Raw genomic sequence first — 21,249 nt, forward strand, 5'->3', positions numbered from 1 at the left:
TTCGATAGGAAGTGGTTTTTTCATTTCTAGACGCGGATTACTTTGAAGTAAACATCGCAGAGATAGACTCTTCGTTGCTGATGCGACGAATAGCTTCAGCAAGCATGCTAGATAGAGTTAGCTGAGTAACTTTACCAGTCGCTGCCATCTCTTTAGATAGCGTGATAGAGTCAGTCACGATAACTTGGTCTAGAACAGAGTTCTTGATGTTCTTCGCTGCGTTACCAGAGAATACTGCGTGAGTTGCGTAAGCGAATACACGCTTAGCACCGCGCTCTTTAAGCGCTTCTGCAGCTTTACACAGTGTGCCACCAGTATCGATCATGTCATCAACGATCACACAGTCGCGACCTTCAACATCACCGATTAGGTTCATCACTTCAGATACGTTAGCACGTGGACGACGCTTGTCGACGATTGCGATATCGATATCGCCTAGTGCTTTAGCAGTAGCACGAGCACGAACAACACCACCAAGGTCAGGAGAAACAACAACTGGATCTTCAAGACCACGCTCAGCCATGTCTTCAAGAAGCACTGGAGTACCGAAGATGTTATCTACAGGTACATCGAAGAAGCCTTGAATCTGCTCTGCGTGTAGGTCGATAGTAAGAACGCGGTCAACGCCAACGTTTGAAAGGAAGTCTGCAACAACTTTTGCAGTGATTGGCACACGTGCAGAACGTACGCGACGGTCTTGACGAGCATAACCAAAGTAAGGAATAACAGCAGTAATACGGCCTGCTGAAGCGCGGCGCATTGCATCAATCATTACCACTAACTCCATTAGGTTGTCGTTAGTTGGCGCACAAGTTGACTGAATGATGAATACATCACTACCACGAACGTTTTCGTTGATTTGAACAGCGACTTCGCCGTCAGAGAAACGGTCAACAGTAGCATCTCCTAGAGAGATGTATAGACGGTCAGCAATACGTTGGGCTAGTTCAGGTGTTGCGTTACCAGCAAATAGCTTCATATCAGGCACGGTGGAAACCTCAGGGTTGCGTCCAGTTTAAACAGATTGTAAATGGGCTAATTCATAGTTAGCCAGGGTCTCTAACAAAGGAGAGCGGTTGCACCCTTTCGCCACAAAAGCGGAGACGGTGTCAGGAAGCATTTCAAGGACTTTCTCGGCATTTTCTTTGCTATTAAACTCGGAAAACACGCAAGATCCTGTCCCCGTCAATCTTGACGGCGCGTATTGTAGCAGCCAAGAAAGTTGGTTATCAACCTCTGGATAGAGCATTCGTACAATTTTTTCGCAATCGTTTACGTGAGGGCTCTCCAAAAGCGTTGCTAGCTCTCGCTTTGGCGTATTTCTTGTCAGATCGGGGTGAGTAAAGATATCGACAGTTGCGATGCTGACTTTTGGTTTTACGACCAGGTACCAATTCTCAACTGGGTCAGCAGGAGATAGCTTCTCACCAACACCTTCTGCAAATGCGGCGAATCCACGCACAAACACAGGTACATCCGCGCCAAGCGCAAGGCCTATTTCAGCGAGTTCGTCGCTATTTAAGCCGGATTGCCATAAAAAATTGAGCGCGACAAGCACCGTAGCGGCATTAGAGGATCCACCGCCGATACCTCCTCCCATTGGCAGTATTTTATCCAGCTTAATGTGCGCACCAAAAGAGCACTCTGCCTTGGCTTGAAGGGCGGTAGCGGCCTTCCAGATTAAGTTATCTTGCGTTGCGACACCTTCAATGTCGGGAGACAAGGTGATCTCACCGCTGTTGTTCGCCGTGATCTCTAATGAGTCACATAGGTCAATAAACTGAAACAAGGTTTGCAGTTCGTGGTAACCATTAGGTTGTCTGCCTGTTATGTATAGAAATAGGTTAAGCTTGGCTGGGCTTGGCCACGTGGTGGTTTCGGTGATCATGTTGCGTTCGGTCACTGTTTGATGGTCCATTTAGATACAACGAGGTTTAGCTTAGTGTCGTCTTGCACCAATTGCATTCGAGTTGGCATTGGCAGTGTGCGCTCTGTGTCTTCGACATTGAATGCTCGATATTCAGTGTAATTAAGCGCCCAAGTCTTCTGGTTGAGTTCTTTGGAGAGGCTTGCCACTGTATTAAGGTCATTTAGCTGATAAGTGTCCGCATTTGTCGGAAGGCCGATGAGCCAACCTGCGAGTTGCTCGATAGGGATATTGAGCCCAGTCAGCTGATAGATCAGTAGATTGGCGTCTTGACCGGAGAGTTTCTGGTCATCATAGGTTTCGATAAACGCACCGTTGGGTGTTGAGGTGAGGTTAAACACTGTCTGACCTAAAAAAGTGGTTAAACGCACTTGAGTCAAATTGGCGGAATATGTCCAATGGAAATTGAGCGTTTGGCGCTGTTCAGGAGAAATATAACCGAGCTTGCCATTGGCGGTATATTGAGTCAGTGATTCAAGTTGCTGGCGGTGAGCTTGCCATTCGACACTTTGAGGCTCAGGTGGCAAAGTGCTACAACCAATCAAAAATAGTGCTGTGAACGTATAAAAGAGGCGACGATAAAGTCTGGTCATAGGAAACTACTTACGTGATGGATTATTGTGCAAATTCAATACAATATTGAAAGACTATAGCATCAATCCCACAAACTCAGGAAAACATATTGGTCAGAGACTTTCAATAAATGGTGCCATCAAGTAAAATTCTGCCCTATTTGTCAAATCCGTATCAGAGAATTCGCGTTACATGTCATTGCTTGCTATTGGTATTAACCACAATACAGCGTCAGTGGATCTGAGAGAGAAGGTGGCGTTCCCACCTGAAAAACTCGACCGAGCACTGAATGAGCTGAGAGACAATACCAAAGTCAATGGTTCTGTAATTCTCTCGACCTGTAACCGTACCGAAATCTATTGTGACACTGGTGATACCAATAAGTCGCAACTGATCGATTGGTTGGTTCGTTTTCACGACGTACCTGCTGAAGAGCTCAAACCATCACTCTATGTCTATGAAGAGCAGGCCGCTATCAAGCATTTGATGCGCGTCTCCTGTGGTCTTGACTCGCTAGTATTGGGCGAGCCGCAAATCTTAGGGCAGGTAAAACAGGCGTACAGTGATGCTCGTGATCACCAGTCGGTAGAAGGTGGCATAGAGAAGCTGTTTCAAAAGACGTTCTCTGTAGCTAAGCGAGTACGTACCGAAACGGAAATTGGTGGCAGTGCGGTTTCTGTTGCCTATGCCGCAACCACACTTGCGAGACAGATTTTTGAGTCGTTAGCTGAGTCCACGGTTCTGCTTGTGGGCGCAGGCGAGACAATTGAGCTGGTAGCTAAGCACTTAGAAGGGCAAGGGTGCAAGAAGATGATCGTTGCCAACCGTACCAAAGAGCGAGCTGAAGTGTTGGCTTCTCAGTTTGGTGCTGAGGTGATTGCACTTAATGATATTCCGGAAGTGTTGCCAAAAGCCGACATTGTGATCAGCTCTACGGCGAGTCCATTACCGATTATTGGTAAGGGTATGGTTGAAACTGCGATTAAGAAGCGTCGCTATCAACCTATGCTTCTTATCGACATTGCCGTGCCGCGCGATATTGAATCGCAAGTTGGCGAACTCAACGATGCCTACCTTTATACTGTTGATGATTTGCAGTCTATTGTTGATAGCAATATCGAACAGAGAAAAGTAGAAGCGATTCAAGCGGAAGCCATCGTCAGTGAAGAGAGCGCGCAGTTTATGTCTTGGATGCGTTCTCTGCAGGCCGTTGATAGCATTCGGCAGTATCGCAAACAGGCGAATGACACCAGACAAGATATACTATCTAAAAGCTTACAAGCGCTAGCCGCAGGGGGAGACCCAGAGAAAGTGCTGCTAGAGCTCAGTAATAAATTAACAAACAAGCTTATTCATGCGCCGACCAAAGCGCTGCAAGATGCCGCAGAGCAGGGTGACCCTGCGAAACTCACGGTTATCAGACAGAGTTTGGGTTTAGACCAAACGAAATAAGCCTCACCCCGAGAAAAGACGCAATTATGAAAGCCTCCATTTTAGTAAAATTGGAAACTCTTGTTGAACGCTACGAAGAAGTTCAACATCTACTTGGTGACCCTGGTGTTATCGGTGACCAAGACAAGTTCCGCGCTCTTTCTAAAGAGTACTCTCAGCTTGAAGAAGTGACGAAGTGTTTCCAAGCCTACCAGCAAGCGCAAGACGATCTTGAAGCTGCGGAAGAAATGGCAAAAGAAGATGACGCTGAGATGCGCGAAATGGCTCAAGAAGAGATCAAAGAAGCGAAAGCGTCGATCGAAAACCTGGCGGATGAGCTACAAATTCTTCTGCTGCCAAAAGATCCAAACGATGAACGCAACTGTTTCCTAGAAATCCGTGCTGGCGCGGGTGGCGACGAAGCGGGTATCTTCGCGGGCAACCTTTTCCGTATGTACTCTAAATTTGCCGAGAAGAAAGGCTGGCGCGTTGAGGTAATGAGCTGCAACGAGTCTGAACAAGGCGGTTACAAAGAGATGATCGCAAAAGTATCGGGTGATGCTGTCTACGGTACAATGAAGTTCGAATCTGGTGGTCACCGTGTACAGCGCGTTCCAGAAACTGAGTCTCAAGGCCGTGTACATACGTCAGCATGTACTGTTGCTGTCATGCCTGAGATCCCAGAGGCAGATCTACCAGAAATCAAAGCCGCAGATCTTAAGATCGATACCTTCCGTGCATCTGGCGCGGGTGGTCAGCACGTTAACACCACGGATTCTGCAATTCGTATTACTCACTTGCCAACAGGTACTGTGGTTGAGTGTCAGGATGAGCGTTCACAGCATAAGAACAAAGCGAAAGCGATGGCTGTGCTAGCAGCACGTATTGTGCAAGCAGAAGAAGCACGCCGCGCAGCTGAAGTTTCGGATGCACGTCGTAACCTACTTGGTTCTGGTGACCGTAGTGATCGTATTCGTACTTACAACTACCCGCAAGGCCGCGTATCGGACCACCGTATCAACTTAACGCTCTACCGTTTGAACGAAGTGATGGAAGGTGATTTGGCAAGCCTTATCGACCCAGTACTTCAAGAGCACCAAGCTGATCAGCTCGCAGCACTTGCAGAGAACAACTAATTCATGTCGCTAGATATGTCGATAGAAGCGGTGCTCAAACGAGCATCGCTTGTTCTTTCTGAGACCAGCAGCGAATCACCAAGCCTTGATGCCGCAGTGCTGCTTTGCCACGCGTTAGGTAAGCCTCGCAGCTATCTCATGACGTGGCCAGAGAAACCGCTGACCGAGTCAGAGCAAATTGCGTTCGATGAGTTGTTGTCTCGAAGAACCAAAGGCGAGCCCGTTGCCTATATTCTAGGTGAGCGAGAGTTCTGGTCCCTATCACTTAACGTTGCTCCAAGCACATTGATTCCAAGACCTGATACCGAGCGTCTTGTTGAATTGGCATTGGATAAAGCGATGCAGATTGACGGAGACCTGTTGGATTTAGGGACGGGAACCGGCGCAATCGCGTTGGCCTTAGCTTCTGAACTGCCAAAACGCCGCGTAAAAGGTGTTGATTACCAAGAGCATGCGGTGGAGTTGGCGTCAGGTAATGCTAAGAAGCTTGATATTTCCAATGCAAGTTTTTCCCAAGGAAGCTGGTTTGAGCCGATTGATGCAGCTCACAAGTTCGCCATTATTGTCTCTAACCCCCCTTATATTGACGAAAATGACCCCCATCTTTCTCAAGGGGATGTTCGTTTTGAACCATCGTCAGCTTTGGTTGCAGAAAATAACGGCTTGGCCGATATAGAAACCATAAGTGCACAAGCACCCAATTACTTGCTTGATGGTGGCTGGTTGTTGTTCGAACACGGGTTTGAACAAGGTGAGGCGGTTAGAAACATACTAGAAACGAACGGCTTTACTGAGGTCATCACAGAGAAAGACTACGCAAGCAATGATAGAGTGACACTTGGAAAGTGGCACCAATAATAACGAAAAGAAAGTAAGAGAGACGCCAACATGTATGAAGGATTAAAGCATTTTCACCTTTTGACGATAGCGATTTCTGTCGCCTTGTTAACTGTGCGATACGGGTTGCTCATGGCAAATTCACCAAAAGTGAACCTGCCATTTCTAAAGCGTTTCCCACACATTAATGACTCTCTTTTGTTGTTGTCAGGCTTTGGCTTGATTGCATACACAGGGTTTGTTCCTTTCACGGATGCAGCACCGTGGATGACGGAAAAGGTGACCTGCATACTGGCTTACTTTGCCTTGGCCTTTTTCACTATAAAGCTAGCAAAGAACAAATTATTAAGAACGTGTGCCTTCTTTGGCGCGCTGGGATGGCTCATGATGGCTGCGAAGATTGCCATGCTGAAAACGCCATTCCTTATGGGGTAAACCATGATTGAACTGTTTGATGAAGATTTTGATGCGATTGAGTTAGCAGAAGGTGCACTGATCTTAAACAAAGCAGTGGATCCAGAAACGGATCAGCATTGGGCCGAACTAGAATTGGCTAGGCTTGCAGAAGAAGCTGAGCAACAGCTGTTCCATGAAAGAAATGATAAGCAGCGACTCGACTCGCTACTAAGATTGTTTTACACCGAATGGCAATTTAAAGGTGACCACGACGAGTACTTCTCGTCGGATAACGCCTTCATTGATAAGGTGCTTGAGCGTCGAAAGGGTGTACCTGTTAGCCTAGGTTCTATCTTGCTCTACCTTGGCCACAAGCTTGGCTTGCCGCTGGAAGCGGTGACATTCCCAACGCAATTTTTAGTCAAGGTTTGTTGGCCAAATGAAGCGCCGGTATACATAAATCCTTATGATGGTGAATACGTCAGTAAAAAGCGCCTGCAAGCTTGGTTAATTGGCCATGAAGGTCCTTTGGCAAAGCTAGAGGCTAAACACCTAGAAACGGTCGATAACCCAACGGTAATTGGTCGCTGGTTGGCGCTGCTTAAGAGCGCGCTATTGCGTGAAGAAAAGTACACGCTCGCGCTGCGTTGTACTGATCTTGCATTAACCTTTGTTCCAGACGATCCTTATGAAATCCGCGATCGTGGCTATATTTACCAACAGCTGGATTGCCATCAAATAGCGGCGAGCGATTTTCAGTACTTCATCGATCAATGTCCCGATGACCCAGCTATCGAATTATTGAAAACGCAGGTGTCAGCTATCAGCCGCACCCCTGTGACTCTTCACTAAACTCAGAGAATAACAACATGGAAATGAAAACTGTACACGTGGGTGATATCCCAGTCGCGAACGACAAGCCTTTTACGCTGTTCGCGGGTATGAACGTATTGGAATCACGCGATCTTGCGATGCAGATCTGTGAGCACTATGTGAAGGTTACTGAGAAACTTGGCATTCCTTACGTTTTCAAAGCGTCTTTCGATAAGGCGAACCGTAGCTCAGTTCATTCTTACCGAGGCCCAGGCTTGGAAGAAGGTATGAAAATCTTCCAAGAGCTAAAAGATACGTTTGGCGTGAAAATCATTACCGATGTTCATACCGAAGCGCAAGCACAGCCAGTAGCGGATGTGGTTGATGTTATTCAGCTACCTGCGTTCCTTGCTCGTCAAACTGATCTTGTTGAGGCGATGGCTAAAACGGGTGCGGTTATTAACGTTAAGAAGCCTCAGTTCATGAGCCCAGGTCAAGTTGGCAACATCGTTGATAAGTTTGCAGAATGTGGCAACGACAACATTATTCTTTGTGAGCGTGGCTCATGCCATGGCTACGATAACCTAGTGGTTGATATGCTTGGTTTCGGTGTAATGAAAAAAGCATCAAATGGCAGCCCAATCATTTTTGATGTGACTCACTCGCTTCAGATGCGTGATCCTTCAGGTGCGGCTTCTGGCGGTCGCCGCGAGCAGACTGTAGAACTTGCTAAAGCGGGTTTGGCGACTGGCATTGCAGGTCTGTTTATTGAGGCTCACCCAAATCCAGATAAAGCACTATGTGACGGCCCTTCAGCATTACCATTGGATAAACTAGAACCATTCCTAGCGCAGATGAAGGCACTCGATGACCTGATTAAAGGCTTTGACCACATCGATATCAAATAGGTTCTAACGTTACCTAGTCAAAAGCCAGCTTGAATTCAGCTGGCTTTTTTATGTTCACTATTTGTGTTGAGCAATCGTTTCTTCGCAGAAAAAACACCCTCCAGCCACTGAATACCTACCACTATTCCTCTGCTATCTATTACAGTTTCATAGCGCGTAATTACATTACTGATAATAATGCCAGCTGATGTATATCAACTTGTGATATAGATTACATAAAAGTGAAATCGTAATGTTATGTTTAAACGCTTACTTTAAACTAACGCAAATTTTGTCGATGTTTTTCTTAGTCTTACAACACAACAGATCGGCAAAATATGAGCAAACCCAATATGCTCAAGGCAGTGGTTCCCAAAAAATTAAAGGTATGACAATGAAAAAAAGCCTTATGTTTAAGTCCGTGCTAAGCGCGGCTATCATCGCGTCATTAGCAGGATGCGCAACTCAACCAGAGCAAGAATGGAATGCTGATGAGACTTATAAGCTAACGATTCTTCATACCAATGACCATCACGGTCGCTTCTGGCAAAACAAATACGGCGAGTATGGTATGGCAGCGCGTAAAACGCTGATTGACCAGATTCGTGCTGATGTAGAAGCGGAAGGTGGTAGCGTATTACTGCTGTCAGGTGGTGATATCAATACGGGTGTTCCTGAGTCTGACCTTCAGGATGCAGAACCGGACTTTAAAGGCATGAGCATGATTGGTTACGATGCAATGGCATTGGGTAACCATGAGTTCGATAACCCGCTGGAAGTACTGTTTAAGCAGAAAGAGTGGGCAAACTTCCCAATGCTGTCTGCCAATATCTATGACAAGAAAACCGGTGAGCGTTTGTTCGATGCTTACCACATGTTTGATAAGCAAGGCATTAAGATTGCGGTTATCGGTCTAACGACTGAAGACACGGCAAAAATCGGCAATCCTGAGTACATCGGTGGTATTGAGTTCCGCGACCCGAAAGTAGAAGCTAAAAAACTGATTGCAGAGCTTAAAGAAACAGAAAAACCCGATCTTATTTTCGCGGTAACTCACATGGGTCACTACGAGAACGGTCAGCGTGGTGTGAACGCACCGGGTGACGTTGCGCTTGCTCGCTACTTGAACGAAGGCGACCTCGATATGATCGTTGGTGGTCACTCTCAAGAGCCTGTATGTATGGAAGGTCCAAACGTCGTGAAGAAGAACTTCAAGCCAAGCGACGAGTGTAAACCAGATATTCAAAATGGTACTTGGATTGTTCAAGCGTACGAGTGGGGCAAATATGTCGGTCGTGCCGACTATGAGTTCAAAAATGGCGAGCTGAATATGGTGAGCTATGACCTTATTCCAGTAAACCTAAAGAAGAAAGTCAAAGTAGATGGCAAGAAACAGCGTGTTCTTGTTGAAGATGAGATCACGCAAGATGCAGAACTGCTGGCCTTCTTGACTCCGTTCCAAGAGAAAGGTCAGGAGCAACTCGGTGCTAAGATTGGTGAAACCAATGGCAAGCTGGAAGGCGACCGTAATGTGGTTCGCTTCAGCCAAACCAATCTAGGTCGTCTAATTGGTACTGCTCACATGGAGCGTGCTAAAGCCGATTTCGCTGTGATGAACTCAGGCGGTGTACGTGACTCAATCGCAGAAGGTGATGTGACGTATAAAGACGTGCTGATCGTTCAGCCATTTGGCAACATCATTACTTACACTGACATGACAGGTGCAGAAGTTCTTGATTATCTCAATGTTGTCGCAACCAAACCTGTTGATTCTGGTGCCTATGCGCAGTTCGCCGGTATTTCAATGACTGTCGATAAGGACCAAGTATCTGACGTAGTTATCAACGGCAAAGCTCTTGACCCCAAAGCCACTTACCGCTTCACGGTACCGAGCTTTAACGCAGCGGGAGGTGACGGCTATCCGAAACTAACAGGTCACCCTGGTCACGTAAACACGGGCTTTGTCGATGCTGAAGTATTGAAAGATTACCTAGAAGCAAATAGCCCGATCGATGTGAATAAGTACCAGCCTAAAGGCGAAATTGTCTATAAGAACTAGACATTAACGGGTTTTTATTCGATAAATAGAGCGGTGCCAATTGGCACCGTTTTTTCGTTTTGCGAGTAAGCCGAGTCAGCATAGGCTCGCCACGTCGTGCATTTTGGAGTAGGCAATGACACCAGCAATCAATCTGGCAAAGAAGAAGAAAATCACCCACACCTTGCATCAATATGATCATGACCCACGCCATGAAAGCTATGGACTGGAAGCGGTCGAGGCGTTAGGGCAAGATCCAGAAAGTGTCTTCAAAACGCTGCTGTTCGCCATTAACGGTGAGCCCAAAAATCTAGCGGTTGCCGTCATACCTGTTGAAGAAAAACTGAATCTGAAACTTGCAGCCAAGGCGGCTGGTGGCAAAAAAGCAGATATGGCAGACAAAGACATTGCTCAGAAGACGACGGGATACGTGCTTGGAGGCATTAGTCCACTAGGGCAGAAAAAAGCACTGCCAACGTTTATTCATAGCACGGCACAAGACCGCGATACCATGTGTGTGAGTGCGGGCAAAAGGGGATTGGAGATTGAGCTAGCACCATCCGATTTGGCAGCGCTAACTCGAGCTAAGTTTGTTAATCTCTGTGAGGCCTAACAGCGGTTATTATGCCGCTTACTTTTTCAGAGATAGGGTTCCACCAACACGTGGCTTACGTTGCCCCGAATCAGACTGTCCCGCTTTAGGGTTCACTGGTCGCTTGTTGTTTGGCTTTGAAGGGCGAGACTTATTACCTGATTGGTTTGGCTTACGCTGACCAGGCTTGCCACCTCGGCTGCCCTCATTACGACCATTCTCAGAGTCTGAGTGGCGACGTTTGCTAGGACCACGACGGTACTCATCCGCGCCATGACCAGAATAGGTCTTCATCTTGTCGCGCTTACCTTCACGCTCTTTGTCACGTTTGGCCTCGCGGCGCGCATCATGCAGTTTTGCATCCGTTGCCTTAGTGATGTGGCGACCTTTTGCATCTTTACGAGAGGCTTCTTCAGTGCTGACGGAGCCTTCACACATACGCAGGATCTCGGCAACTTCCTCATCAGAGAGGTAGCGCCATTTTCCGTTCGGGATCCCATCGATTGAGATATTCATGATACGCACACGGCGCAGCTTAAGAACGTCATAACCCAAAGCTTCACACATACGACGGATCTGACGGTTAAGCCCCTGCGTTAGCGTAATACGAAATGAGAACTTGGTTTCTTGCTCGACCTTACACGGCAGAGTCACCGTATCCAAGATAGCGACACCAGCACCCATCTTCTTGATGAAGTCCTTGGTGATTGGCTTGTCGACACGAACTACGTACTCTTTCTCGTGGTTATTACCAGCGCGCAGGATTTTATTGACGATATCGCCATCATTGGTCAAGAAAATTAGACCATCAGATGGCTTGTCCAGGCGACCGATAGGAAAGATGCGCTTGTGGTGGCCCACGAAGTCAACGATGTTTCCAGGGACGTCACGCTCTGTCGTACACGTGATGCCTGTCGGCTTATTCAGAGCGATATAGATTGGTTTCTCTTTACTGCGAACTGGCTTGCCATCAATCTCAACATTATCACCCGGCATAACCTTAGTGCCCATTTCTGGTACCTTGCCGTTAATCGTCACGCGTTGTTGCTCAATGAGCCTATCCGCTTCACGACGCGAGCAAAAGCCCGTTTCACTGATGTATTTGTTGAGACGTTTTCCGTCAGCAGAGTTCGACATGCGAAGTAATCACTCTATGTTGGTCTGATTTAAAGGTCGCGTATTTTATACCCAACTTGGCGTTAAGTCACTTAACTCATGCGTTTTTGATGACGTTCGCGGTTTTCAAGCTTTTTCTCTTGGCTCTTTCTAAGCATGACATAGACAGCGCCACTGCCGCCATGGAAGCGCTGAGCACTGTGAACACACTGTACATCCTTAATCTGAGTCAGCCAGTTAGCCAAGTAACTTTTCATCAAAGCAGGCGGATTAGAACGCTCACCACGGCCATGGACTATTATGACGGTTCGAATGTCCATTCGCATGCATTGTTGCAAGAACTTAATGACCTCATCACGCGCTTCTTTGAGAGTGCGGCGGTGTAAGTCGAGTTTTGCCTGTAGAGGATATTTACCAAGTCGAAGTTTTCGGTAAACCCCTTCCTGAACGCCGTCACGTTTGAACTCTATGATGTCATCGGGCTTCACCATAGGGGCGAAATCGATAGAGAGGTATTCAGGATCTTGTTCAGAGAGCCACAGCGCAGCCTGACGTTTTGCCAGTTGCGAGTCAGATACTTGGTGGGACTTTTTTAATTCGACGGTGTCGTTTTGAATAGGCTTTACATCGCCCATCATTTGTTGAAATAGGTCTAGATCATCGTCTTGAGACATAACTGCATCTCGAATAAGCCAATTTATTTGGAGTATATACGAAGTCGAGCAAAAAGTGAGAGCAATAAAAAACCGGAGTGAACAGGCGATCCACTCCGGTGCATAGCAGTTTTCTATTCAAAAAATAGAAGCTAAGCGATTCTAGTGAGGAGATTTGTCATTCATTACTTTATAAATGAAGAAAGCACCGTAAAACAGCATTAAACCAAACGCTCCAAAGATAACGATCATTGAAGAGAGGCCTACTGCATTACCAAATAGGAGATCAAGCCAAAAATCCATGTTTCCTCCAAAAAGTAGTGATGACAGGGTTACGTTAACGGTTGGTTTAAAAGTGAACACTGATCTGGATCAATTGTACTCGGAGTGTTAATAACCTGTATGTGAGTGTGTGTATACGGTCACATTTTTCGTGCTTCTGGCTAGTTGATGAGCAAACAGAGCTGTTTTGGAAAAAAGATGCCACAAAAGCCTTGCGCGCCTGAGAATTATCAGTAATATACGCATCCGTTGACGGGCAATAAGCCACTCAGCAATCTCGGTGAATAGCGCAGCTTGGTAGCGCATCCTGAGGTTAGGAATAGCGGGACCAGAGGGCGACCCTTGGTGAAGCGAATACCTAACAAACATTTTCGGTGAATAGCGCAGCTTGGTAGCGCATCTGGTTTGGGACCAGAGGGTCGGGGGTTCGAATCCCTCTTCACCGACCACTTTTAGAAAAGCCTCGCTTAATAGCGAGGCTTTTTGCGTTTTGGCGAAAAGTAATTTTGTAAATGATGTGCCCGGTTTGTACAACGCTCACTGCGCTGCGCCAGTTATAAAATAGGCGATGCGACGATAGGAGCTAGCCTACGGTTCTCCCCCTAATATAGGGGGAGTTAGAGGGGGTAAAATGCGGTGAAGTCACAGCGGGTAATGGTTTCAGTACCTTTCTCTAAGCAATAAGTTCACTTTGGTTCCGAGCTCATTGACAGTTCACCGCATTCACCCCTCCCAGCCTCCCCTTAGCAAGGGGAGGAGCACAACGCTTGCAGCGCTCCGCTAACTATAAACAGGCGATGCGACGATAGGAGCTAGCCTTGGTTCTCCCCCTAATATAGGGGGAGCTAGAGGGGGTAAAATGCGGTTAATTCAAAGCGATTAATGGTTTCAGTGCCTTTCTCTGAGCAATAAGTTCACTTTTGCTTCGAGCTCGTTGACGGTACACCGCATTCACCCCTCCCAGCCTCCCCTTAGCAAGGGGAGGAGCACAACGCTTGCAGCGCTCCGCTAACTATGAACAGGCGATGCGACGATAGGAGCTAGCCTTGGTTCTCCCCCTAATATAGGGGGAGCTAGAGGGGGTAAAATGCGGTTAATTCAAAGCGATTAATAGTTTCAGTGCCTTTCTCTGAGCAATAAGTTCACTTTTGCTTCGAGCTCGTTGACGGTACACCGCACTCACCCCTCCCAGCCTCCCCTTAGTAAGGGGAGGAGCAAAAAACCGCTGCGCGGCGATGACTAAAAATAGGCGATGTGACGCTAAAAGCTTAAGCAGCAATAACCTCACGGCGTGCCATTACCTTACCAATAACACCTTCCACACCCAGCACAGCAAAGATAATCGCGAAGAAAGCAACCACACCACCAAACGCACCAGTAAATGCTACATGCTGACCAAACAGAACGGCAATGACAGCCATGGCGACAAACTTAGAGCCCACCAAAATAATGTATGACGAAACACCTCGTTTCAGTTTTGGTAATGTTTTGTGGGTTAGAAAGTGCGTTGCCATCACCTTCTCTAGTGAGATAGCCCCTTTCAGCATACTCGCAAGGACAACCGAGGCGAGTACCGCCACTTCCAGGCTCGCGATGAAAACCCAATCCCAAGAAGCGTTGAGTAGCAACATTACGATAGTCGTGATAACAGAGCTGATAGCGATATCTTTAAGCATTTTCATAAATTGATTCCTCTTGGAGTTGTTCTTGCTGACAGGGTTAAGGTATCAATTGTGGAGCGGCACCATTTACCATTTTACGCCATCGATAAAGACACTCTGATGTTCTATTGTCACACATTTAGTGGGTTTATTTGACCTTTGTATGAGTAGGGTTATACTGAGGTCAGTTTTGCTCCTATTTGTAAATCTCCCAATCGGGGGACCCCCTGAGAGCGCCAAAATTTCTCAATTTAGATTTGTTCTACCACTGTGATACGAGTCACACATGCAGCTTACTTGCTGATGGCTCGTTGTACTTGCCGTATAGGTTCCTATTTAAAATCATAGACTTTGGTCTATTTGTATGATTAATTGTCATTTGTATGATTAATAGGTGCCCATTCATACATGGTTCAATGCCATGTCAAATCAACGCGTAAGATCAGTGGGTTATGTGTCATCTGTCTAAAAAGAGATAGCTCTATGAATGTAATTATCAATGGTCAAACGTATCTTCTAAGAGAGCGCAAAAGCATCCTTGATGTGGCCAAAGATATTAAAGTTGAGGTCCCATCGCTCTGCTCAATCAGTAAGCATGCTGAGAAGCAGTCTTGCGACATGTGCGTCGTTGAAGTCGTTGGTGAAGGTGTGGTCAAAGCCTGCGAGACTCAGATCCAAGATGGGATGACGATAGTGACCGAGTCCGCTCAGCTTAATAATCTGCGACGAGAAGCCCTGAATAAGATTTTCGCTGACCACAATGCTGACTGTGAAGCGCCATGCAAAGTGGCTTGCCCTGCTAACGTTGATATCCAAACCTATTTACACCACATCGCTCAGGCTGATCATCATCAAGCCGTCAAAGTGATTAAAGATACGCTGCCGATGCCAATCTCGATTGGTCGTGTTTGTCCTGCGTTTTGTGAACATGAGTGTCGACGCAGCTTGGTGGATGAGCCCTTAGCGATTCGCCAGCTCAAACGTCACGCAGCAGATATTGATTTGTCACTGGCTGAGCAGTTTGAACCACCAAAACTGCCGTACAACGGGCATCGCGTCGCGATTGTCGGTGCGGGTCCCGGTGGTCTGGCTTGCGGTTACTACCTGAGTTACCAAGGCTTTGCTGTCGATGTCTTTGAATCAATGCCACAAGCTGGTGGTTGGTTGCGCTATGGCATTCCTGAGTACCGCTTACCAAAAGACATTCTCGATAAAGAAATTGAACTTATGTGTCGCGGCGGGATGCGTATTCATACCAATACGCTTCTTGGCCAAGACGTTTCTCTCGATGAATTGACTGAGAATTATGAAGCGGTATGTTTGGCCGTTGGCGCGACCAAAGCGGCGAACATGCCATATCCCGGCTCTGATCTGGAAGGGTGTATTCTGGGTGTTGATTTCCTCAAAGATCATATGACCGAGAGGCACTTTAGCATTGGTAAAAAAGTCGCCATCATTGGCGGCGGCAATACGGCGATCGACTGCGCGCGAACTGCGGTTCGTGAAGGGGCCGACACGACAATCATCTATCGTCGTACTCGCAACGAGATGCCAGCCGAACTGCATGAGATTGAAGCTGCTGAGCTAGAAGGCGTCAAATTTAAATTCTTAACCAACCCGAAAGCCAACCATGCTGACTCGACAGGTCGTGTTCAGTCGATTGAGTTGGAGATCATGGCTCTAGGTGAGCCTGATAGCTCAGGCCGTCGTCGTCCGGTATCAACCGGCGAAACCGAGACCATTAAGTTTGATACGGTAATCTCAGCACTATCACAAAAGCCTGATACCGAGTTTCTAAAATCTGCAAGACAATCGTTGCCACTGACTGATTGGGGTACAGCGTCTGCTGACAACGACTCCATGCACCATGGCTACAACGTCTACAGTATTGGTGATTTTAGACGTGGTCCTGCTACGGCCATTGAAGCGATTGCCGACGGCAAGAAAGCGGCGGATGCTATTGAGCGCTATATTCTCGAAGGGCATTTTAAGCCTGAGCCAGCGCAGTTCAATAGCCGCAAGGCAGAGCGTCTTACTGAGGTTCGTCAAACTGAATACTTACAAGAGCGTGCGAAATCACGAGCAAAAGCAGATCATCTTGATGTAGAGCTTTGTCAGACGAGCTACCAAGAAGTTGAGCTTGGGATGACCGATTCAGATGCCATAGCCGAAGCTGCGCGCTGTCTAGAGTGTGGTTGCCAAGCCAACACCCAGTGCGATCTTCGAGATTACGCCACTGAGTATCAGGTCGATTATCGAGAGATTAATACTGAGGAACGCAAGATGTTCCCAGTCGATAAATCGAGTGAGTTCATTGTCTTCGACGCTAACCGCTGTATTAGCTGTGGCTCTTGTGTTCATGCCTGCCAAACCGAGTCAGTGCATGGCATTCTCAACTTCTCCGAATCTTCGCATCGCCCATCCTTCCCAGATGGAGCGACTATGGGTGACAGTAATTGTGTGCAGTGTGGCGCCTGTGTTCAGGTGTGCCCAACAGGGGCACTTGCCGATAAGCGCGATAAGTCACATAGCCGCGTAGAAATGCTGACGCCAGTAAAAACTATCTGTACTTACTGCGGAGTTGGTTGTCGAGTCGAGCTCTATGTTGATGCTGCCAACAACAAAATCCGCTACGTGAAGGGAGATAAAACCTCACCCGTCAACCAAGGTATGCTTTGCGTGAAAGGACGCTTCGGTTTTGACTTTATACACAGCGAAGAGAGGCTGACCAGGCCTCTTATCCGTAAGTCGGGTGAGTTAGTGCCTGCCTCATGGGATGAAACCGTTAGCTATGTCGCCGATAAGCTAAACAAAATTAAGTCTATGTATGGCAGTGACAGTCTTGCTGGCTTCTCTTCAGCGAAAACGACGAATGAAGATAACTACGCATTCCAAAAGCTATTTAGAAGAGAGATTGGTACCAACAACATCGACCATTGTGCGAGGTTGTGTCACTCATCAACGGTGACTGGACTAGAAGCCTCCTTTGGTAGCGGCGCAATGACCAATGATATTCCAAGCATCGCGCATTCTGATGTTATCTTTATTATCGGCTCAGACACCAGCGCTGCGCACCCAATTATCGCTTCACATATTAAGCAGGCGGTGACGAAGGGCGCGCGCCTGATTGTTGCCGATCCAAAACGTATTGATATGGCTGATCATGCCGAACTCTATGTGCGCCATCGCCCTGGCACAGACGTCATGCTACTCAATGCCATCATGCATGTGATTGATAAAAATGGCTGGCACGATAGCAAATACATTAACGAGCGTACCGAAGGTTACGACGAGTTCGTGCAAGAGATACGTAAAGATGCCTACAGCGCACGCAATGCAGCGCTTGTCACTGGCGTTGCTGAGTTTGATATTGAGCGCCTCGCCGAGTTGATTGGCACCTCGAAGGTGACATCAGTCTATTACTCAATGGGGATCACTCAGCACACCACAGGGCATGATAATGTGCGCTCAATTGCCAACCTGCAAATGCTGTGTGGTAACGTGGGCGTTGAAGGTGGCGGCATTAATCCGCTCCGTGGCCAATCAAATGTTCAGGGCTCTTGCGATATGGGAGCCTTGCCGACCGATTACCCAGGCTATCAAAAGGTGACCAATCCAGAGGTGCAGGCAAAGTTTGCCAAAGCGTGGAACTCAGACACTCTGCCTAAAGAGCGTGGTATGACACTGACAGAAATCATCGATGGTGCTTGCGACGGTGATATTAAAGCGCTTTACGTGATGGGGGAAAACCCAGTACTCAGTGACCCAGATCAGGCGCACGCCGTTCATGGATTGAAATCGCTAGATTTTCTCGTGGTTCAGGACATCTTTTTAACCGAAACGGCTGAGCTCGCGGATGTGGTGTTACCGTCCTACTCGTTTGCGGAAAAAGCAGGGCACTTCACGAACACCGAGAGACGCGTACAGCGCTTGGTTCCTGCGGTGCGAGCACCGGGTGAAGCAAAAGAGGACTGGCGTATTATTCAGTCTATTGCCAATGCAATGGGCGGCGACTGGCAGTATCAAACGGTGCAAGAAATCACTGAGGAAATCGCCGATGTTACGCCGCAATACAGCGGTATTCGCTGGCAGTCGATTGGTAAAAACGGTTTGCAGTGGCCATGTAACGATGTGAAGCCTTTCGGTACTCGCATTATGCATAAGGACCAGTTTATCCGCGGTAAAGGGGCGATGGCTCCAATTCCATTTGAATATGCGGCTGAGCTTCCCGATGACGAGTTCCCAATGATTCTTACCACGGGTCGATTACTCGAGCAGTTCCATACAGGAACTATGACGCGCAAAACCAAAGGGCTGGATAACCTTGCTGGACCACGCATTATGATCAGCGTCGAGGATGCTGAAGCGCTCGGAGTGACCAATGGTCAGGATGTGAAGTTGGTGTCGCGACGTGGTGAGATTTCCGCGCCTGCCTTTGTTACCAAACGGATGCAGCAGGGCGTTGTGTTTGTGCCGTTCCACTTTGCTGAATCGGCAGCGAATAAGCTGACTAATACAGCAACTGACCCGCACGCGAAGATCCCAGAGTTTAAAGTATCTGCAGTGCGGCTTGAGAAGGTCACTCATATGGCTCATTAAATTCGCTCTACGATTTAGGAGTATCGATAGGAGGTAAGCTATTTGGCTTGCCTCTTTTTTTACCTATTTGATATAGAAAATGTGCATTAACGTACGTTTAGACTTATCTGGCCTCGAGTTGGACAAATTCCTATGTTTTAGTATGAGGTCTTAGCGTTTAGAAATGCGTTCTAGCAATGATCGTTTAGATGAATCTATAACCCTTGTTTCTACTGACATTCAAAGCAATTTTTTGCCCAGGCTGTTACGTTCATAGATGCTCTTAGATTAATGTTAAGCTAGCTTTGAGGTTCTTTTGGTGAAAAAACTTGGCTCAATTTCAAAGAATAGTGCGATATGTGTTGTAAAAACACCCATTTCGTCCTACATTGTAATCGTAGTGTAATAAAAAGGAGATATTGCCTATGCATCAAGAAATGATTCAACCTACCAACCTTGGCGTTATTAGTCGCACTTGCCTTTTCTCTCTAGGTACAGTGATCGCAGTTCTAGCGATGCTCTAATAACAGTACTTCTTAGGGGACAGCCCAAACGCTTCGATTCAATGCATTTTTTGCAATTAACAATCCTCGCAAATGGGCGTTCCTCTAGGCAAAACCTCAAAAGTCCAAAATTTCAAAAGCTTTCGCAATACCCACACTTTTCGTTTCTTTTTTAAATTTCCTTAACCTCTATACTCATATCAACCGTCTTTGTGCTCACGTAATGAGACTGATATGCTGCTGCTCGATCAAATCACCATCACTCACCGCTATGCGACGTTACCTGCTGGCTTTTATCAGTTCGTGACACCAACACCACTAGACAATCTGAGATGGGTGAGCTGGAATCAACCGTTGGCTGAACAGTTTGGATTCAGTCATGACGCACCTGAATCTGTATATTTACTTGATGCGCTCTCTGGCACTGTATCTCATGACGCGTTTAAGCCGTTGGCGATGAAATACGCAGGGCACCAGTTTGGTATCTACAACCCAGATTTGGGTGATGGTCGTGGGCTACTTTTGGGAGAGTTAGTGTCGTTGGATGGTATCGTGTTCGATCTACACCTAAAAGGAGCGGGACAAACACCTTATTCTCGTATGGGAGATGGACGTGCTGTGTTGCGTTCTACGATACGCGAGTACCTTTGCAGCGAAGCGATGGCAGGGCTAGGCGTGCCGACAACTCGGGCATTGAGCATAATGGTGAGCGATACACCTGTATATCGGGAGAAAGTTGAACAGGGGGCACTGTTATTGCGCCTTGCAGAGTCACACATTAGGTTCGGGCATTTTGAGCATTTCTTTTATACCGAGCAGTATGACCAGCTCAAACAGTTGGCAGATAGGGTCATCGAGTGGCATTTCCCTGACTGTGAAACTTCCGAAAAACCTTATCTAACCATGTTTGAAAACATCGTTCAGCTTACCGCTGACATGATTGCGCATTGGCAGACTAAAGGGTTTGCTCATGGCGTGATGAATACCGACAACATGTCGATTCTCGGTCAGACGTTTGATTATGGACCGTTTGGCTTTTTGGACGATTATGAGCCCGGGTATATCTGCAATCATTCCGATTACCAAGGGCGTTATGCGTTTAATAATCAGCCCTCCATTGCGCTTTGGAATTTGACCGCGCTAGCACAGACGTTAACACCCATTATCGAACGTGCTGACTTGGACTCAACCCTTGAGAAGTTTACTCCGCGACTTCAGAGCCAATACAGTGCTCAAATGCGTGCTAAGTTTGGCTTGGTCACCAAACAGCCTGAGGATGGCGCATTTTTTAGTGAGAGTTTCGATTTGATGGAAACGGCTAAAGTCGACTATACCCGTTTTTTCAGAGCGCTGTCTTGTCTTGATTCTGATGGCACTTCTGCACTTCTGCACTTGTAGACTTGTTCGTTGATCGAAATAAAGCGGTGATGTGGGTGAGTCAGTATTTGCAGCGCTGCGAAAAAGAGACACATTCCGCATCTGAGCGCTGCGAAAAAATGCGCGAGGTGAACCCCAAGTACATACTGAGAAATTATTTGGCGCAACAAGCTATTGAACTCGCAGAGCAAGGGGATTTTTCGTTGGTCCATACGCTCTCTGATGTGCTCAAAGCCCCTTATGATGAACAGCCAGAATACGACTATCTCGCCAAGTTACCACCCGACTGGGGCAAAAAGATGGCAATCAGTTGCTCGTCCTAGTGTGTGACAAATGCTCATTTGGTCATTTCCATGTCATTTTTGTGACCTCACGCAGAGCTAAGTAGCAAAATTTATAAACGAATCAATAATAACTCCCCGTCAAAACCCTTACACTGTAGGGATCGC

16 protein-coding genes, 1 tRNA gene and 1 pseudogene are annotated in these 21,249 nt (G+C 47.1%); 11 read left to right on the plus strand and 7 right to left on the minus strand.

Going from position 1 to position 21,249, the window contains the following annotated elements; all coding sequences use genetic code 11:
• Window positions 1-37 precede the first annotated feature (37 nt).
• From J4N45_RS04045 to lolB, 3 genes are read right to left on the minus strand one after another with little or no spacing between them, the layout of a single operon-like run.
• A complete protein-coding gene (locus tag J4N45_RS04045) occupies window positions 38-988 on the minus strand; it encodes a ribose-phosphate pyrophosphokinase (protein WP_042473932.1) in 951 nt (316 codons plus the stop codon).
• A gap of 27 nt (window positions 989-1,015) precedes the next feature.
• Window positions 1,016-1,888: a 4-(cytidine 5'-diphospho)-2-C-methyl-D-erythritol kinase gene (ispE, locus tag J4N45_RS04050; RefSeq protein ID WP_252014649.1), complete on the minus strand. Its 873-nt coding sequence runs from the start codon at window positions 1,886-1,888 to the stop codon at window positions 1,016-1,018.
• Window positions 1,889-1,899: 11 nt separating this feature from the next.
• Window positions 1,900-2,520 carry a lipoprotein insertase outer membrane protein LolB gene (gene lolB, locus J4N45_RS04055; protein WP_252013725.1) on the minus strand — a complete coding sequence of 207 codons (621 nt, stop codon included), beginning with the start codon at window positions 2,518-2,520 and terminating at the stop codon, window positions 1,900-1,902.
• Between the two features lie 172 nt (window positions 2,521-2,692).
• On the opposite strand from lolB, the gene hemA reads away from it, so the two are divergent.
• The 8 genes from hemA to ybaK all read left to right on the plus strand — a co-directional run bounded on the left by hemA (window position 2,693) and on the right by ybaK (window position 10,651).
• Complete coding sequence (gene hemA, locus J4N45_RS04060) at window positions 2,693-3,952, plus strand: glutamyl-tRNA reductase (RefSeq protein ID WP_234494334.1); 1,260 nt, start codon at window positions 2,693-2,695, stop codon at window positions 3,950-3,952.
• A gap of 26 nt (window positions 3,953-3,978) precedes the next feature.
• Complete coding sequence (gene prfA / locus J4N45_RS04065) at window positions 3,979-5,067, plus strand: peptide chain release factor 1 (RefSeq protein ID WP_252013726.1); 1,089 nt, start codon at window positions 3,979-3,981, stop codon at window positions 5,065-5,067.
• Between the two features lie 3 nt (window positions 5,068-5,070).
• Window positions 5,071-5,925, plus strand: a complete 855-nt coding sequence (gene prmC, locus J4N45_RS04070) for a peptide chain release factor N(5)-glutamine methyltransferase (RefSeq protein ID WP_252013727.1) — start codon at window positions 5,071-5,073, stop codon at window positions 5,923-5,925.
• 30 nt (window positions 5,926-5,955) lie between these two features.
• The gene (locus J4N45_RS04075) at window positions 5,956-6,339 is read left to right on the plus strand and encodes a SirB2 family protein (RefSeq protein WP_234494331.1); all 384 of its coding nucleotides are present in this window, start codon (window positions 5,956-5,958) and stop codon (window positions 6,337-6,339) included.
• A gap of 3 nt (window positions 6,340-6,342) precedes the next feature.
• On the plus strand, window positions 6,343-7,152 hold the full coding sequence (locus tag J4N45_RS04080; protein WP_234494330.1) for a SirB1 family protein: 810 nt from the start codon (window positions 6,343-6,345) through the stop codon (window positions 7,150-7,152).
• Between the two features lie 17 nt (window positions 7,153-7,169).
• Entirely contained in the window at window positions 7,170-8,021 is an 852-nt protein-coding gene (gene kdsA, locus J4N45_RS04085) for a 3-deoxy-8-phosphooctulonate synthase (RefSeq protein WP_042503368.1), read from the plus strand.
• 373 nt (window positions 8,022-8,394) lie between these two features.
• Window positions 8,395-10,059, plus strand: coding sequence for a bifunctional UDP-sugar hydrolase/5'-nucleotidase UshA (gene ushA / locus J4N45_RS04090; RefSeq protein WP_252013728.1), 1,665 nt, complete (start codon window positions 8,395-8,397; stop codon window positions 10,057-10,059).
• 115 nt (window positions 10,060-10,174) lie between these two features.
• On the plus strand, window positions 10,175-10,651 hold the full coding sequence (ybaK, locus tag J4N45_RS04095) for a Cys-tRNA(Pro) deacylase (RefSeq protein WP_252013729.1): 477 nt from the start codon (window positions 10,175-10,177) through the stop codon (window positions 10,649-10,651).
• An 18-nt stretch (window positions 10,652-10,669) separates the two neighbouring features.
• On the opposite strand, the gene rluF is transcribed toward ybaK, so the two are convergent.
• The 3 genes from rluF to J4N45_RS04110 all read right to left on the minus strand — a co-directional run bounded on the left by rluF (window position 10,670) and on the right by J4N45_RS04110 (window position 12,702).
• A complete protein-coding gene (gene rluF / locus J4N45_RS04100) occupies window positions 10,670-11,767 on the minus strand; it encodes a 23S rRNA pseudouridine(2604) synthase RluF (protein WP_042473946.1) in 1,098 nt (365 codons plus the stop codon).
• 71 nt (window positions 11,768-11,838) lie between these two features.
• Window positions 11,839-12,420, minus strand: a complete 582-nt coding sequence (gene smrA, locus J4N45_RS04105; RefSeq protein WP_042473948.1) for a DNA endonuclease SmrA — start codon at window positions 12,418-12,420, stop codon at window positions 11,839-11,841.
• 141 nt (window positions 12,421-12,561) lie between these two features.
• Window positions 12,562-12,702 carry a DUF3149 domain-containing protein gene (locus tag J4N45_RS04110; RefSeq protein WP_042473952.1) on the minus strand — a complete coding sequence of 47 codons (141 nt, stop codon included), beginning with the start codon at window positions 12,700-12,702 and terminating at the stop codon, window positions 12,562-12,564.
• 351 nt (window positions 12,703-13,053) lie between these two features.
• On the opposite strand from J4N45_RS04110, the gene J4N45_RS04115 reads away from it, so the two are divergent.
• Window positions 13,054-13,130, plus strand: a tRNA-Pro gene (locus J4N45_RS04115).
• Window positions 13,131-13,949: 819 nt separating this feature from the next.
• Here the strand turns inward: J4N45_RS04115 and J4N45_RS04120 are convergent.
• Entirely contained in the window at window positions 13,950-14,363 is a 414-nt protein-coding gene (locus tag J4N45_RS04120; RefSeq protein ID WP_252013730.1) for a hypothetical protein, read from the minus strand.
• A gap of 462 nt (window positions 14,364-14,825) precedes the next feature.
• Between J4N45_RS04120 and fdhF the strand changes: the two genes are divergently transcribed.
• Window positions 14,826-18,941 (plus strand): formate dehydrogenase subunit alpha, encoded by a 4,116-nt coding sequence (gene fdhF, locus J4N45_RS04125; protein WP_252013731.1) that lies wholly within the window; start codon window positions 14,826-14,828, stop codon window positions 18,939-18,941.
• A 716-nt stretch (window positions 18,942-19,657) separates the two neighbouring features.
• Window positions 19,658-21,123: pseudogene (locus tag J4N45_RS04130) on the plus strand (protein adenylyltransferase SelO).
• Window positions 21,124-21,249 lie beyond the last annotated feature (126 nt).

The sequence above is a fragment of the Vibrio sp. SCSIO 43140 genome (assembly GCF_023716585.1).
In the GTDB taxonomy this organism is placed as follows: Bacteria; Pseudomonadota; Gammaproteobacteria; order Enterobacterales; family Vibrionaceae; genus Vibrio; species Vibrio maritimus_B.